Here is a 12963-nt window from a genome sequence, read left to right on the forward strand (position 1 = left end):
CGGCAGGGCCCTACCAGGCGAGCTGCGAGATCTCCTCGGCCACCACCGCGCAGGCGTCGGCGGCCGGGTCGATCAGCGGGAAGTGGCCGACGCCCTCGACCACCGTCAGGCCGACCATCTCCCCCGCCTTCGCCGCCGCGGCCACGTACGACTCCGCCACCTCCGGCGGGACCACGATGTCCTCCCGCCCGTGCACCACGGCGGTGGCGATGCCCGTCGGGAGCAGGGCCGCCGGGTCGGCGTAGGGCAGCCGCTCCTCCCAGTGCCCGGGCCCGCCCAGCAGCTGCGCGGACGCGCCGCCGCACACCTCCAGCCGCTCGGCCACCGCGAAGTCGGCGATGGGGGCCAGTGCCACGACGCCGCGCAGCGCCGGCGGGGCGGGCAGCCGCCACGGGGACCCGTACGGCAGGACGTGCCGCGCCGCCGCCCACAGCGCGAGCTGTCCGCCCGCGGAGTGGCCCGTCACCACCGTCCGGTGCGGATCGGCGGCGGGCAGCGCCGCCGCGGCCAGCCCCGGGAGCGCGTCCATGGCGGCGGCGACGTCGTCGAAGGTCTCGGGCCAGCGCCCGGCCACCGGCCCGCCCGCACCGCCCTGGTGCGGCAGGGAACTTCCGCGCCGGTACTCGACGTTGGCGACGGCGAAACCCCGCCGGGCCAGGAAGTCCGCGAAGGGGGTGACGTGCTGCCGGTCGTACGGGGCGCGCCAGGCACCGCCGTGCAGGAGCACCACCAGCGGGGCCGGGCGCGACGGGTCTCCGCGCGGGGCGTAGAAGTCGACGACCTGGTCGGGGTGTTGCCCGTACGCGGCGCTCGCGTCCGGGGCCACCGGGGAGTGCGAGAAGGCCGAGGCGGCCTCGGCGGCGTCCCGTTCGACTGCGGGGTCCGTCATCGGCTCAACCTCTCGGTAACGCGTGGGACAGCGGGGACAGATGTTCCGGTGTTCCGGCAGAGCGGGACCGTATCAGGCCGGAACCCGCCGTTCCGTGGCGGGACAGCGACATGGACCGGCGGGCGGAGCCGGAGCCCCGCCCGCCGAGTGCTGTGACGTTTCGCTACCTCGTGCTACCGAGTCACCCGAAAATGTGACCCAGCGTGCGGGCCGCGCGCTCGGCGTCGGCGAACCCGACGTAGAGCGGGGTGAACCCGAACCGCAGGACGTCGGGGGCCCGGAAGTCCCCGACGACGCCCCGCGCGATGAGCTCCGCCATCACCTCGCGCGCGTTCCCGCAGCGCAGCGAGACCTGGCTGCCGCGCTCCGCGTGCCCGGCCGGGGTGACCGCCTCGACCTTGCCCGCGGGGACGTACGCGGCCACGCACTCCAGGAAGAAGTCCGTCAGCGCGAGGGACTTGGCGCGGACGTCGGCGACGTCCACCCCCTCCCACACCCCGAGGGCCGACTCCAGCGCGAGCATCGACAGGATGTCCGGGGTCCCGACGCGCGCCCGGGCCGCGCCCCGGGCGGGCTCGTACTCCGGGGTCATCGCGAAGGGCTCCGCGTGGCTGTTCCAGCCGGGCAGCGGGGAGTCGAAGCCGTCCTGGTGGCGGGCGGCGACGTACAGGTACGCCGGGGCGCCCGGGCCGCCGTTGAGGTACTTGTACGTGCACCCGACGGCGAGGTCGACCCCGTGCGCGTCGAGCCCCACCGGCAGGGCGCCGGCCGAGTGGCACAGGTCCCAGACGACGAGCGCGCCCGCCGCGTGGGCCGCCCGGGTGAGGGCGGGCAGGTCGTGGAGCCGGCCGGTGCGGTAGTCGACGTGGTTGAGCAGGACGACGGCCGTGTCGGCGGTCATCCGCTCCGCCGCCCCGGACGGGTCGACCGGGACGATCTCCAGGCCGGTCATCCGGGCGGCGGAGGCGGCGATGTAGCCGTCCGTCGGGAAGGTCGTCGCGTCGACCAGCATCCGGGTGCGGCCCGGGGCGGCGAGCCGGGCGGCGCCGACCAGGGCCTTGAAGAGGTTGACGCTGGTGGAGTCGCCGACGGCGATCTGGCCGGGGGCCGCGCCGACCAGCGGCGCGATCCGGTCGCCGATCCGCTCGGGGGCGGTCCACCAGTCGCTCTCGTCCCAGGAACGGATGAGCAACTCGCCCCACTGGCGGCGCACGACGTCGCTCATGGCGTCGGGCACGGCCGCCGGGAGGGCGCCGAGGGAGTTCCCGTCGAGGTAGACGACGCCGTCGGGGAGGGTGAAGCGTTCCCGGAGCTTGCCGAGACCGTCCTCGGCGTCCAGCTGGGCGGCGCGGGCCGCGAGGTCGCCGTCGACGCCGGCCGTGGGCTCGGGTATGGGGTTCGAGGTCGCGTCAGACATGGCTGCGGGCCGTCCACAGCTCGGGGAAGACGTTCTTCGTCGCGCGCTTCTCCAGCCAGGTCACACCGGCCGAGCCGCCCGTGCCCGTCTTCGCGCCCATGGCGCGGCGGGTCGCGACGAGGTGGTCGTTGCGCCAGCGCCAGACCAGTTCCGCGACGTCGGTGAGGATCTCGCCGAGACGGTGCAGGTCCGCGTGCTCCCCGGTGGGCTCGGCGTACAGGCCCGTCCAGACGGCCTCGACCGCCGGCGAGGGCTCGTAGCGCAGCGCGAGGTCCCGGTCCAGGACCTCCTGGGGGACCGGCAGGCCCCGGCGGGCGAGCAGGCGCAGGGTCTCGTCGTAGAGGCTGGGCTCCTGGAGGGCCTTCTCCAGCTCTCCGTGGACGCGCGGCGCGCCGCGGTGCGGGACGAGCATCGAGGCGGACTTCTCGCCGAGCAGGAACTCCATCCGGCGGTACATCGCCGACTGGAAACCGGAACCTTCGCCGAGCGCCGCGCGATAGGCGTTGAACTGGGCGGGAGTGAGCTGGGCCAGGGGCCGCCAGGAGGCGTTCAGGGCCTCCAGCTCGCGGAGGGATCGTTTCAGCGCGTCCGTCGCGACCGGGAGGTCGTCCTGGCGCAGTGCGCGGGCGGCGGTCTCCCACTCGTGGACGATCACCGTGAACCACAGCTCCATGACCTGGGTCGTGACCAGGAACACCATCTCGCCGGGGTCGTCCGAGCGCAGGTGCTGGAGGTGGGTGAGGACGTCGGCCTGGACGTAGTCCTCGTACGGGGTGGTGCCGGCGAAGTCGAGGTTCGGGGTGTCCGAACCGGCTCCGGAGGCATCAAGGGCGTGCGACATTTCTGTCTCCTCGACACGTGCTTCCGGGTAGCGGTCCGCTCCTTCCGGTGAGGTAAGTGGAGCCCCGGTCCCCTGCCTCGCATCATAAGCAGGGGATCCGGAGCGCCTCTAGAGCAGTTATCCGAGTGTGTCCGGGGCCTTCACCCGACGATCACCAGGACGGACGCCCCGGCGGGCGCCCGGCGGCCACCCCTGCGGATGCCCGCCGGACGCCCGGCGCTCACTCGGCCAGCGTGTCAGCGGCCGTCGCGGAGGAGTCGCGCAGGAAGGTCGAGCAGCGCTCGTACTCCTCCTTCTCGCCGATCGCGCCGGCGGCGCGGGCCAGGGCGTTCAGCGCGCGCAGGAAGCCGCGGTTCGGCTCGTGCTCCCACGGCACCGGGCCGTGGCCCTTCCAGCCGGCGCGGCGCAGGGCGTCCAGGCCGCGGTGGTAGCCCGTACGGGCGTACGCGTACGACTCGACGGTGCTGCCGGCGGCGTAGGCCCGGTCGGCGAGGGCGGCCCAGGCGAGGGAGGAGGTGGGGTGCGCGGCGGCCACCTCGGCCGGGTCGGTCCCGGCGGCGAGGGCCTCGCGGGGCGCGGGCTCGTCGGGCAGGTGGGTGGGGGCGGGGCCCCCGAGCAGGTTCTGGTGAATCGACATGGGATCAGTGTGTCCCAGAGGCGGTGGCAGCGGGGTCGAGGGGAGCCGGGGCGCCCGCGGCCGCCGCGGGGTGGCGGGGGCCCGGCGGGACCGTCGGCGGGCGGGAGGCGGCCAGTTCCCGGCGCAGCACGGGCACGATCCGCTCCCCGAGCAGGTCGATCTGCTCCAGCGCGGTGCTCAGCGGCAGCCCGGCGTGGTCCAGCAGGAAGAGCTGGCGCTGGTAGTCGCCGTAGGCCTCCCGGAAGCCGAGGACCTTCTCGACGGCCTGGTCCGGGCTGCCGACGGCCAGCGGGGTCCGGGCGGTGCACTCCTCCAGGGACTCGCGGCCCCCGTGGACGGGCGAGCGGTCGAAGTACGGGCGGAACTCGCTCACCGCGTCCTGCGAGCGCGCCCGTACGAAGAGCTGCCCGCCGACGCCGACGACGGCCTGCTCGGCGCTGCCGTGGCCGTGGTCGGCGTACCGGGTCCGGTACAGGTCCACGAGGCGGGCGTAGTGCTCGACGGGGGCGAAGAGGTTGTTCGCGAAGAAGCCGTCGCCGTAGTACGCGGCCTGCTCCGCGGTCTCCGGCGAGCGGACCGACCCGTGCCACACGAAGGGCGGTACGCCGTCCAGCGGGCGGGGCGTGGAGGTGAAGCCGTCGAGGCGGGCGCGGGAGCTGCCCTTCCAGTCGACCTCCTCCTCGCGCCAGAGGCGGTGCAGGAGGGCGTAGTTCTCGCGGGCGAGGGCGAGGCCGCGGCGGAGGTCCTGCCCGAACCAGGGGTAGACGTTCGGGACGTTGCCGCGGCCGGTCATCAGGTCCAGGCGGCCGTCGGCGAGGTGCTGGAGGAGCGCGTACTCCTCGGCGACGCGCACCGGGTCGTTGGTGGTGATCAGGGTGGTGGCGGTGGAGAGGATCAGCCGCCGGGTGCGCGCGGCCACGTAGGCGAGGAGGGTCGGCGGCGAGGAGGTGACGTGGGGCGGGCTGTGGTGCTCGCCGGTGGCGAAGACGTCGAGCCCGGCCTCCTCCGCGCGGACGGCGAGGGTGGTCATGGCCTTGATGCGCTCGTACTCGGTCGGCGTACGGCCGGTCGGCGCGTCGGGGGTGACGTCGCCGAGCGAGAAGATGCCGAACTGCACCGTGCCCCTCCCCTTTCCGCACCCCGGCTGCGTGCGGACGGGGTGCGCGGTGCCGGGGGGCAGGCCCCGGCACCGCGGCTCGTGGTGCCGGTCCGACCGTGCCGGACTCCGCACGGAAGGGGCCATTGCCTTTTCAACAGTCCGTCAAGTCGGAGGGCGCGGACGGGGAGTGGCGGCGTGGTGGTGGCGGGATGGTGGCGGCCCCACCACCTTTCGGACAAGTGCGGTGGCCGGGACACCTCCCCGTAAGAGGGGTCCTGGGCGGACGGTAGGGGTGCAGTCGATGCACGCCAAGGGGGCATGTCGTGAAAACGATCATGAATAGCAGCACGGGCACGGCAACGGGGACAGGGGCGGGGACGGCCACGGGGGCGGCCACAGGTTCGGGGAGCAGGACCTGCGGCGCCACGCTGGAACGGCCGCCCGCCGTCCGAAGACACCCGGCCCGCCGCGACCCGGCCCGCGAGGCCGCCGACGACCTGTGCGCGGCCGTCCTGGCCTCCCTGCGCCGCAAGGACCAGCGGGAGAAGGGCCGCCAGTACGTACGGGGGCTGCTGGCCCTCCCCGGCCGCAAGTCGATGCGCGGCATCGCCGGGCAGGTCGGCGGGGCGGCGGCCGAGCAGAGCATGCACCACTTCATCTCCAGCTCCACCTGGGACTGGGAGCCCATCCGCGCCTCGCTCGCCGGCTTCCTGGAGGCCGCCACCCCGTTGACCGCGTGGGTGGCCCAGCCGATGGCGATCCCGAAGGGCGGCGAGCACTCGATCGGCGTTGCGCACCGCTTCGACCCGCACCAGGGGCAGATGTTCCGGGGGCAGCAGGCCTTCGGTACCTGGTTCACCTCGCCCGCCCTCGCCAGCCCGGTCGGCTGGCGGATGTTCCTGCCCGGCGAGGAGGAACTGCCGCGCACGGGCGAGGACCTCCTCGCGCGCGCCGCCTACGAGGAGTCCGCGTACGAGGAGTCGGCGGCGGCCGCCGTGATCTCCACCGTGCGCGCCGCCGGGGGCGCACCCCGCCCGGTCGTCCTCGACATCATGCGGATCGGCACCCGGTCCACGATGAACCGCTTCGCGGAGGCCGGACTGCCCGTCATCGCCCGGGTCGGCCCCGCCACCCCGCTGCTGGTGACCGATCCGGCGCTGCCCGGCCACGGCGCGGGGGCCCGCTCCGCACGCGACGTCCTCCAGTCGGTGAAGGGCCTGGCCACCCCCGTGGAGTGGACCGACCCCGATGCCGGGCACCCCTCGGGCCGCCACCGCAGCACCCTCGCGGTCGCCGTCCGCGTGATGATGCCCGACCCCTCCCCGGCCCGCCGGCGCCACCTGCTGCTGGTCGGCGAGTGGACGGACCCGCGCCGGGCGCCCACGCAGATGTGGGTGACCGACCTCGTACGCCTCCCCGTGGGCCCGCTGCTGCGGCTGACGAAGCAGGGCCGCCGGGTCGGCTTCGCCGCCGAGCACAGCGGCCGGGAGGCGGGGCTGCGCGATTTCGCGGGCCGCGCCCTGCCCGGCTGGCACCGCCACGTCACCCTGGCCTCGGTGGCCCACGCCGCCCGCGCCCTGACGGGGACGGAGCGCTACCCGGAAGAGCGGCCCTAGGGCGGCGGGCCGGCGGCCGTGCGGCGGTCGTGGAGGACGGTACGGGCCTTGCGGAGCCGCAACGCCATCTGGATCTCCAGCGCCCGGCCGGGCTTCTGCCAGTCCGCGCCCAGCAGTTCGGCGATCCGCTCCAGCCGGCGGGAGACCGTGTTGGGGTGGACGTGCAGGGTCTCGGCGGCGTGCGTGGGGCTGGCGCCGGAGGCGAAGTAGGCCTCCAGGGTGCGGGTGAGGTCCGTCAGCCGGTCCTCGTCGTACTCCAGGACCGGGCCGACCGTCGCGGCGATGAAGGACTCCACGTCGTGGTCGGCGGACAGCAGCAGCCCGAGGAAGCCGAGTTCGCGCAGCGAGGCCGTGCCGCCCACCCCGTCGAGAGCGGTCAGCGCGTCGAGGCAGCGCACGGCCTCGGCGTACACCCGGGCCACCTCCCCGGGGCTCCCGGTGGGTCCGGCGGCCCCGGTGGAGACGGCGTGCCCGAGCAGCGGCGACAGCTCCCCGGAGGCCCGGTGCGCGGCGGCCGAGGCGTCGGTGCCGGGCAGGACGAGCACGATGCAGCCCCGGCGGACCCCTTTGAGCCCGCCCATCCGGTACGCGTACGAGGACGCCCAGGCGACCGCCTTGCCCAGCTCCCCGCCCTCGGGCCGGGCGACGAGGACCACGTGCGGGCGGTCGAGGTCGATGCCGAGCCGCCGGGTGCGCTCCAGCAGGTGCAGGTCGACGGAGTGCGGCCGTTCCAGCAGGTCGGCGAGGATCTCGTCGTGCACGGGCCCCTCGGCGGCGGCGGTGCCCCGCTGGATCAGCATCAGCGAGGCCACGGACTGGGCGGCGAGCTGGAGCAGCCGGACGTCCTCGTCGGCGAGCGGCGCGGAGGCGCTCAGCAGCAGCACCCCGAGGTCCTCGGCGCCCGCCAGGACGGGCGCCAGCCACAGGTCCCCGGGCAGCCGGACGGGCCGCCGCCCGGTCAGTGCCTGCAGGGCCCCCTGGGTGACGGCCTCCTCGTCCAGGCCGGGGAGTTCCCCGGTGGCGGTCAGCGGCCGCCCGCCCGGGTCGCGGACCTGGAGCACGCCGTCCAGCGCGTCGGCGGTGGCGCGGGCGAGGGTGGCCAGCCCGGCCCCGTCGAGGACGAGCCCGGCGAGGCGGGCGTGGCACTCCCACAGGTGACGGACCCGGGTGAGGGCGGTGTTGGTGCGCGAGCCGAAGGCCTCCAGCTCGGTGACCTCGTCGCGGGTCTGCTCCAGCAGGCGGGCCTTCTCGATGGCGACGGCGGCCAGGTCGGCGAGGGAGAGCAGCATGCCGATCTCGTCGGCGCTGAACTGCCGTACGGCGCGGTCGGATCCGTAGAGCGCGCCGAGCGTGGAGTCCCCGCGGCGCAGCGGGACGGCGATGATCGCGTGCAGGCCCTCCGCTTCGACGACGGCGTCGATGCCGGGGGCGTGCGGGATGGCGGTGTCGGCGAGGTAGTCGGCGGTCCAGACGGCGGAGCGGCGGGCCTGGGCGATGCTGCCGAGGCCCCGGCCGGTGCCGAGTTCGAGGCCGACGTTGAGGGCGGTGGTCTCGCCCTCGGAGGTGCGTACGTACGCCGATCCGTCGGGGCGGCTCAGGGACAGCCAGGCCATGTCGAAGCCGAGGAGGCGCCGGGCCCGGCGGGTGATCAGGCGCAGCAGGCCGTCGATGTCGTAGGGGGAGGTCAGGTCCTGGGCGGTGTCGACGAGCGCGGTGAGGGCGGCCTCGCGCTGTTCGCGGCGGCTGGCGCTGGCCCGTACGGAGCGGGCCAGTTCCACGGCCCGGGTGAGTTCGGCGAGCGCGGCCGGGTCCGCTCCGGCGGCGCGGGCCCCGGCGAGCAGGACGTCGTAGCGGCTCTGCGGGGCGTCGGCCGCGAGGAGTTCCAGTACGGCGAGCGGGCCGCCCGTACCGCTCCTGCCGCTTTCGCCGGTTCCGTCGTCCCCACGCATCCCGGTGTCCCCGTCCCCCGTCCGACCAGGCGTTTTCCAGCCCGCGTCAGAACCTAGGTTCCGTGCGGCGGGGGGTCAAGGCGCTACGGCGGCGCGGCGGGCCGGGGCGGGGACGCGGGCGGGCGCGGGCGGTCAGGGGCGGGCCCCGCAGGTCACGGTGAGGCGGGGGGCCGGGCGGACGGCGCGCAGGGCCTCGACGCGCGCCTCGGCACGGCGCAGGGCGGCCAGGTAGGCGTCGTCGGGGCGGTGGCCTCCGGCGCCGCGCAGACCGGCCAGGTCCAGGCGCAGTTCGCGCAGCCGGCCCAGCGCCAGTTCGGCTTCCACCCACTGCCCGAACACGGCGAGCCGGTCGGCGTCGAGGCACGCGATGCGGGCGCCGAGCCAGGGCCCGGGGTCGATCCCGTCCAGGGCGGGGCCGGTCCACAGCCCCAGGGCCCGGCGCAGCCGCGCGGCGGCCTGCTCGAAGTCCCCCCGGCCCATGGCCCGGTAGCCGGCGCCCGCCTCCCGCTCGAACTCCTGGACGTCGGAGCGGCCGCCGCCGGTGTCGAGGAGGTACCCGCCGGGCCGGGTCGAGAGCACGGTCTCGGGAGTACGGCACGAACCGGCCCCCTGTGCCTGCGCGAACCGCTCGCGCAGCCGGCGTACGGCGGTGTGCAGGGCGCCCCGGGTATGTTCGGGCGGGGTGCGGACGGCCAGTTCGTCCGCGAGCACGGACACCGGGACCACCCGGTCGGGGGAGGCCGCGAGGACCGCCAGGACGTGCCGGGACTCCGGTGTGGGCGCCGTGATGGGCACGCCGTTCTCGATGACCCGTGGTGCGCCGAGTACCTCAATGTCCACAGTGTTCCCCCTGGGCAGATGAGCCGAAAAAATAATACCCAGAAGGATTTTTTTGAGAAGGGGATTACGAGGGTTACGCAGGGTACGAGGAACAGCCCTCCCGAGCTTCCGCCTCGCACCGCTCCGCCGGCCGGAAGGCGCCCGGACAGCCGAGCAGGCACGCGTGCGCCCCCTGCGGACCGTACAGCGCCCGAGCGCCCCGCCCCGGGGCCGTGTCCAGCCGGATCGCCACCGCCGGGACCACCACGTTCGGCATCACGTGCGTGTACAGCTCCGACACCTGCGCGTCCAAGTCCAGGCGGAGCATCTGGGACATGGTGTTCAGCCCCGCGTACGCGCCCACGATCAGCCGCGACGGGACGACCGGGTCCACGTTCGGCAGCAGCTCCCCGCGCCGCTGCGCCTCCGCCAGCACCGCGATGTGCAGTTCGATCCAGGCCTGGTAGGGGGTCGCCTTGTCCAGGCCTCGCCCCGCGTGCTCCAGCGTCAGGCGCGCGCTCGCCCGCATCAGCGTCTCGTGCCGCAGCCGGTGCGAGAACACCATCCCGATGTCCAGGAACTCCTGCGCCTTGTACGCCTGCGGCAGCATCGGCGGCTGCGCCGCGTTCTGGGCGTCGATGACCGCCTGGGCCAGGCCCTCCTTCGAGTCGAAGTGGAAGTAGAGCGCGCCCTTGGTGACCTTCGCGATGTTGACGATGTCCGAGAGCTTGGCCGTGTCGTAGCCGTGCTCCTCGAAGACCACCGCGGCCGCTTCCAGGATGGCCTGACGCGTGCGCACCGCCCGGTCCTGCTTCACCTGGGGTCGCTCTGTCCTCATGTCTGGCGTCGCCTTCTCCTGGCCCGCCGGCGATACATCCCCACGGGTACGTTTTGTGTGAGGAGATTCCACACCATCGCGCGCCCGCAGTCCAACACGCCGCCCGACCTCCGTCAGGTCGGCCCGGGGCCGGGGCCGCCGGGGTACGCGAAAGGGGGCCCACCGGTCCCTGACGGACCGGCGGACCCCCTTCGGATCCTCGCGGTGGCGCTGCTACTTGAGCTTGGTGCCCGTGGAGCGCAGGTTCGCGCAGGCCTCGGTCACGCGCTTGGCCATGCCGGCCTCGGCCAGCTTGCCCCAGGTGCGCGGGTCGTAGGTGGACTTCGTGCCGACCTCGCCGTCGACCTTCAGGACACCGTCGTAGTTGCGGAACATGTGGTCCGCGACCGGGCGGGTGAAGGCGTACTGGGTGTCGGTGTCGAGGTTCATCTTCACCACGCCGTTCTCCAGCGCGGTGGCGATCTCCTCGGCCGTGGAGCCCGAACCGCCGTGGAAGACGAAGTCGAACGGGGAGGCCTTGCCGTACTTCTCGCCGACACCGGCCTGGAGGTCCTTGAGGAGCTCGGGGCGCAGGACGACGTTGCCCGGCTTGTAGACGCCGTGCACGTTGCCGAAGGAGGCGGCCAGCAGGTAGCGGCCCTTCTCGCCCAGGCCCAGGGCCTCGGCGGTGCGCAGCGCGTCGTCGACGGTGGTGTACAGCTCGTCGTTGATCTCGTGGCTGACGCCGTCCTCCTCGCCGCCGGTCGGGGTGATCTCGACCTCGAGGATGATCTTCGCGGCGGCGGCCTTGGCCAGCAGCTCCTGGCCGATGGCCAGGTTGTCGGCCAGGGTCTCGGCGGAGCCGTCCCACATGTGCGACTGGAAGAGCGGGTTCAGACCGCGGGCCACACGCTCGGCCGAGACCTCCAGGAGCGGACGTACGTAGCCGTCCAGCTTGTCCTTGGGGCAGTGGTCGGTGTGCAGCGCGACCGTGACGTCGTACTTGGCGGCGACGACGTGCGCGAACTCGGCCAGGGCGACAGCGCCGGTGACCATGTCCTTGTTGTACTGGCCGCCCAGGAACTCCGCACCACCGGTGGAGATCTGGATGATGCCGTCGCTCTCGGCCTCCGCGAAACCGCGCAGCGCGGCGTGCAGGGTCTGGGTCGAGGTCACGTTGATGGCCGGGTAGGCGAACTTGCCTGCCTTCGCCCGGTCGAGCATCTCGTTGTAGATCTCGGGGGTTGCGATGGGCATCTGTCCGCTCCTTGGATGTGCGGGGAAGGGTGCTGATTGCGGGCCCTGACCTGGGGGCGACGTCATCGTCGCGCCTATCTTTCCAGACTCGGCGCGACACTCCATCCCACTCGTCTCGTGATGCGGTCCGAACCGGGTGGAGTGTTTCACGTGAAACACTCCACCCGCCCGGAAAGCACCAGGTCAAGACCTGGTCAGCGACTTCTGAGGACCTTCGTCACCAGTTGTCCGAACCGGAACCCCGACCTCAGGAGGGGTCAGGCCAGACCCAGGTCGCCGAGCTCGTAGCCCGTGAGGTAGGGCAGGCCCGCCGCGGCGATGGCGTCCGCCGCGCCCCGGTCCACGATGGTGGCGACGGCGACGACCTCGCCGCCGGCCTCGCGGACCGCCTCGACGGCGGTCAGCGGGGAACCGCCGGTGGTCGAGGTGTCCTCGACGACCAGGCAGCGCTTGCCCTTGACCTCGGTGCCCTCGATGCGGCGCTGCATGCCGTGCGCCTTCTGCGCCTTGCGCACGACGAAGGCGTCCAGGCGCTCGCCGCGCGCGGCGGAGGCGTGCAGCATCGAGGTCGCGACCGGGTCGGCGCCCAGGGTCAGACCGCCGACGCAGTCGAAGTCGAGGTCGGCGGTCAGGTCGAGCATGACCTGGCCGACCAGCGGGGCGGCCTCGCCGTCGAGGGTGATCCGGCGGAGGTCGATGTAGTAGTCGGCCTCCTTGCCGGAGGAGAGCGTCACCTTGCCGTGCACGACGGCCTTGTCCTTGATCTGCTGCAGAAGCGCATCGCGTACGTCAGTCATGCCCCCGAGCTTAATTGCGCCCTAGGAGAGCCGCCGCCACGTCCAGGTGCTGGAGACCTCCAGCGGGTCGACCGGCGTGACCAGCTGCGGGAGGGTGTTCAGGCCGTTCGGCGGCCCGGACTGGGGCTCGACGCAGACGGCCTCGGGCTGTTCGTCGTAGACGACCACCCATTCGGCGCGGCTGGTGATCCGCAGTTCCAGCGCGCCGGGCCAGGTGAGGGTGGCGTCGACCCCGTGGGGCATGCCGAAGCAGTCGTCCCAGGGGCCCGGCTTCGGGTCGATCCGGCGGCCGGTGGGCAGGTGGTCCACGCCGCGCTCCTCCTGCCAGGCCGGCTCGAAGGCGAGCTCCGCCTCGGGGCCGCCCGGCTCCAGGACGCGGTTGAACCAGGGGTGCCAGCCCGCCTGGGCCGGGAAGGAGTCCTGGTACGTCTCCACGCCCATCGTGAGGGTGAGCGCGTCCTCGGTCAGCTCGAAGATCTGCGTCACCCGGCCGCTGTACGGCCACGGGTCGGTGAGGTCGTAGGTGAAGGCCGCCCGGGTCGCGCTCACCCCGCCGGGCCGCCAGGCGGCGTCGCGGCCGAAGCCGTGGATGGCGTGCGGGGGGTGGTTCAGGGGCAGCTGGTGGACGTGCGCCCCGTCGCGGAACCGGCCGTCCGCGGTGCGTCCGCACCAGGGGACCATCGGGAAGGACCCGTAGTGCGGGCCCTGGCGCAGGAGTTCGGTGCCGTCGACGCGCAGACTGCTGATCCGGCAGCCGTTCTTCTGGTCGATGGTGATGTCGGCGCCGCCCGCGCTCAGTTGCGTACTCATACGGCGACCCTACGG

Annotated in this window: 12 protein-coding genes; 1 reads left to right on the forward strand and 11 read right to left on the reverse strand. The window is 73.8% G+C overall.

Going from position 1 to position 12963, the window contains the following annotated elements; translation table 11 throughout:
- Positions 1-10: 10 nt before the first annotated feature.
- The 5 genes from OOK31_RS19405 to OOK31_RS19425 all read right to left on the reverse strand — a co-directional run bounded on the left by OOK31_RS19405 (position 11) and on the right by OOK31_RS19425 (position 4901).
- The gene (locus OOK31_RS19405) at positions 11-889 is read right to left on the reverse strand and encodes a S9 family peptidase (RefSeq protein ID WP_267088531.1); all 879 of its coding nucleotides are present in this window, start codon (positions 887-889) and stop codon (positions 11-13) included.
- A gap of 181 nt (positions 890-1070) precedes the next feature.
- Positions 1071-2306: a kynureninase gene (kynU, locus tag OOK31_RS19410; RefSeq protein WP_267088532.1), complete on the reverse strand. Its 1236-nt coding sequence runs from the start codon at positions 2304-2306 to the stop codon at positions 1071-1073.
- Positions 2299-3147 (reverse strand): tryptophan 2,3-dioxygenase family protein, encoded by an 849-nt coding sequence (locus tag OOK31_RS19415; protein WP_267088533.1) that lies wholly within the window; start codon positions 3145-3147, stop codon positions 2299-2301. The genes kynU and OOK31_RS19415 overlap by 8 nt, the downstream gene beginning before the upstream one ends.
- Positions 3148-3367: 220 nt before the next feature.
- Positions 3368-3784: a DUF3151 domain-containing protein gene (locus tag OOK31_RS19420; protein WP_267088534.1), complete on the reverse strand. Its 417-nt coding sequence runs from the start codon at positions 3782-3784 to the stop codon at positions 3368-3370.
- A 4-nt stretch (positions 3785-3788) separates the two neighbouring features.
- The gene (locus OOK31_RS19425) at positions 3789-4901 is read right to left on the reverse strand and encodes a CE1758 family FMN-dependent luciferase-like monooxygenase (protein WP_267088535.1); all 1113 of its coding nucleotides are present in this window, start codon (positions 4899-4901) and stop codon (positions 3789-3791) included.
- A 317-nt stretch (positions 4902-5218) separates the two neighbouring features.
- Here OOK31_RS19425 and OOK31_RS19430 point away from each other — a divergent pair, with 317 nt between their 5' ends.
- Positions 5219-6499 carry a transposase gene (locus tag OOK31_RS19430; RefSeq protein ID WP_267088536.1) on the forward strand — a complete coding sequence of 427 codons (1281 nt, stop codon included), beginning with the start codon at positions 5219-5221 and terminating at the stop codon, positions 6497-6499.
- Here OOK31_RS19430 and OOK31_RS19435 read toward each other — a convergent pair.
- From OOK31_RS19435 to OOK31_RS19460, 6 genes are all read right to left on the reverse strand, one after another.
- The gene (locus OOK31_RS19435) at positions 6496-8448 is read right to left on the reverse strand and encodes a helix-turn-helix domain-containing protein (protein ID WP_267088537.1); all 1953 of its coding nucleotides are present in this window, start codon (positions 8446-8448) and stop codon (positions 6496-6498) included. The genes OOK31_RS19430 and OOK31_RS19435 overlap by 4 nt on opposite strands.
- A 132-nt stretch (positions 8449-8580) precedes the next feature.
- Positions 8581-9288 carry a BTAD domain-containing putative transcriptional regulator gene (locus OOK31_RS19440; protein ID WP_267088538.1) on the reverse strand — a complete coding sequence of 236 codons (708 nt, stop codon included), beginning with the start codon at positions 9286-9288 and terminating at the stop codon, positions 8581-8583.
- 73 nt (positions 9289-9361) lie between these two features.
- A complete protein-coding gene (locus OOK31_RS19445) occupies positions 9362-10105 on the reverse strand; it encodes a ScbR family autoregulator-binding transcription factor (RefSeq protein ID WP_267088539.1) in 744 nt (247 codons plus the stop codon).
- Positions 10106-10318: 213 nt separating this feature from the next.
- Positions 10319-11341 (reverse strand): class II fructose-bisphosphate aldolase, encoded by a 1023-nt coding sequence (gene fbaA, locus OOK31_RS19450; RefSeq protein WP_267088540.1) that lies wholly within the window; start codon positions 11339-11341, stop codon positions 10319-10321.
- Between the two features lie 257 nt (positions 11342-11598).
- A complete protein-coding gene (pyrE, locus tag OOK31_RS19455) occupies positions 11599-12138 on the reverse strand; it encodes an orotate phosphoribosyltransferase (protein WP_267088541.1) in 540 nt (179 codons plus the stop codon).
- A gap of 21 nt (positions 12139-12159) precedes the next feature.
- Entirely contained in the window at positions 12160-12948 is a 789-nt protein-coding gene (locus tag OOK31_RS19460) for an aldose 1-epimerase (protein ID WP_267088542.1), read from the reverse strand.
- Positions 12949-12963: the final 15 nt, after the last annotated feature.

The sequence above is a fragment of the Streptomyces sp. NBC_00249 genome, from assembly GCF_026342355.1.
In the GTDB taxonomy this organism is placed as follows: Bacteria; Actinomycetota; Actinomycetes; order Streptomycetales; family Streptomycetaceae; genus Streptomyces.

Excerpts from the sequence above, each read along its gene's own strand:
- pyrE (WP_267088541.1), bottom strand. The coding sequence starts at position 12,138 with ATGACTGACGTACGCGATGCGCTTCTGCAGCAGATCAAGGACAAGGCC.
- OOK31_RS19415 (WP_267088533.1), bottom strand. The coding sequence starts at position 3,147 with ATGTCGCACGCCCTTGATGCCTCCGGAGCCGGTTCGGACACCCCGAAC.
- fbaA (WP_267088540.1), bottom strand. The coding sequence starts at position 11,341 with ATGCCCATCGCAACCCCCGAGATCTACAACGAGATGCTCGACCGGGCG.
- OOK31_RS19405 (WP_267088531.1), bottom strand. The coding sequence starts at position 889 with ATGACGGACCCCGCAGTCGAACGGGACGCCGCCGAGGCCGCCTCGGCC.
- kynU (WP_267088532.1), bottom strand. The coding sequence starts at position 2,306 with ATGTCTGACGCGACCTCGAACCCCATACCCGAGCCCACGGCCGGCGTC.
- OOK31_RS19430 (WP_267088536.1), top strand. The coding sequence starts at position 5,219 with ATGAATAGCAGCACGGGCACGGCAACGGGGACAGGGGCGGGGACGGCC.
- OOK31_RS19460 (WP_267088542.1), bottom strand. The coding sequence starts at position 12,948 with ATGAGTACGCAACTGAGCGCGGGCGGCGCCGACATCACCATCGACCAG.
- OOK31_RS19435 (WP_267088537.1), bottom strand. The coding sequence starts at position 8,448 with ATGCGTGGGGACGACGGAACCGGCGAAAGCGGCAGGAGCGGTACGGGC.
- OOK31_RS19420 (WP_267088534.1), bottom strand. The coding sequence starts at position 3,784 with ATGTCGATTCACCAGAACCTGCTCGGGGGCCCCGCCCCCACCCACCTG.
- OOK31_RS19445 (WP_267088539.1), bottom strand. The coding sequence starts at position 10,105 with ATGAGGACAGAGCGACCCCAGGTGAAGCAGGACCGGGCGGTGCGCACG.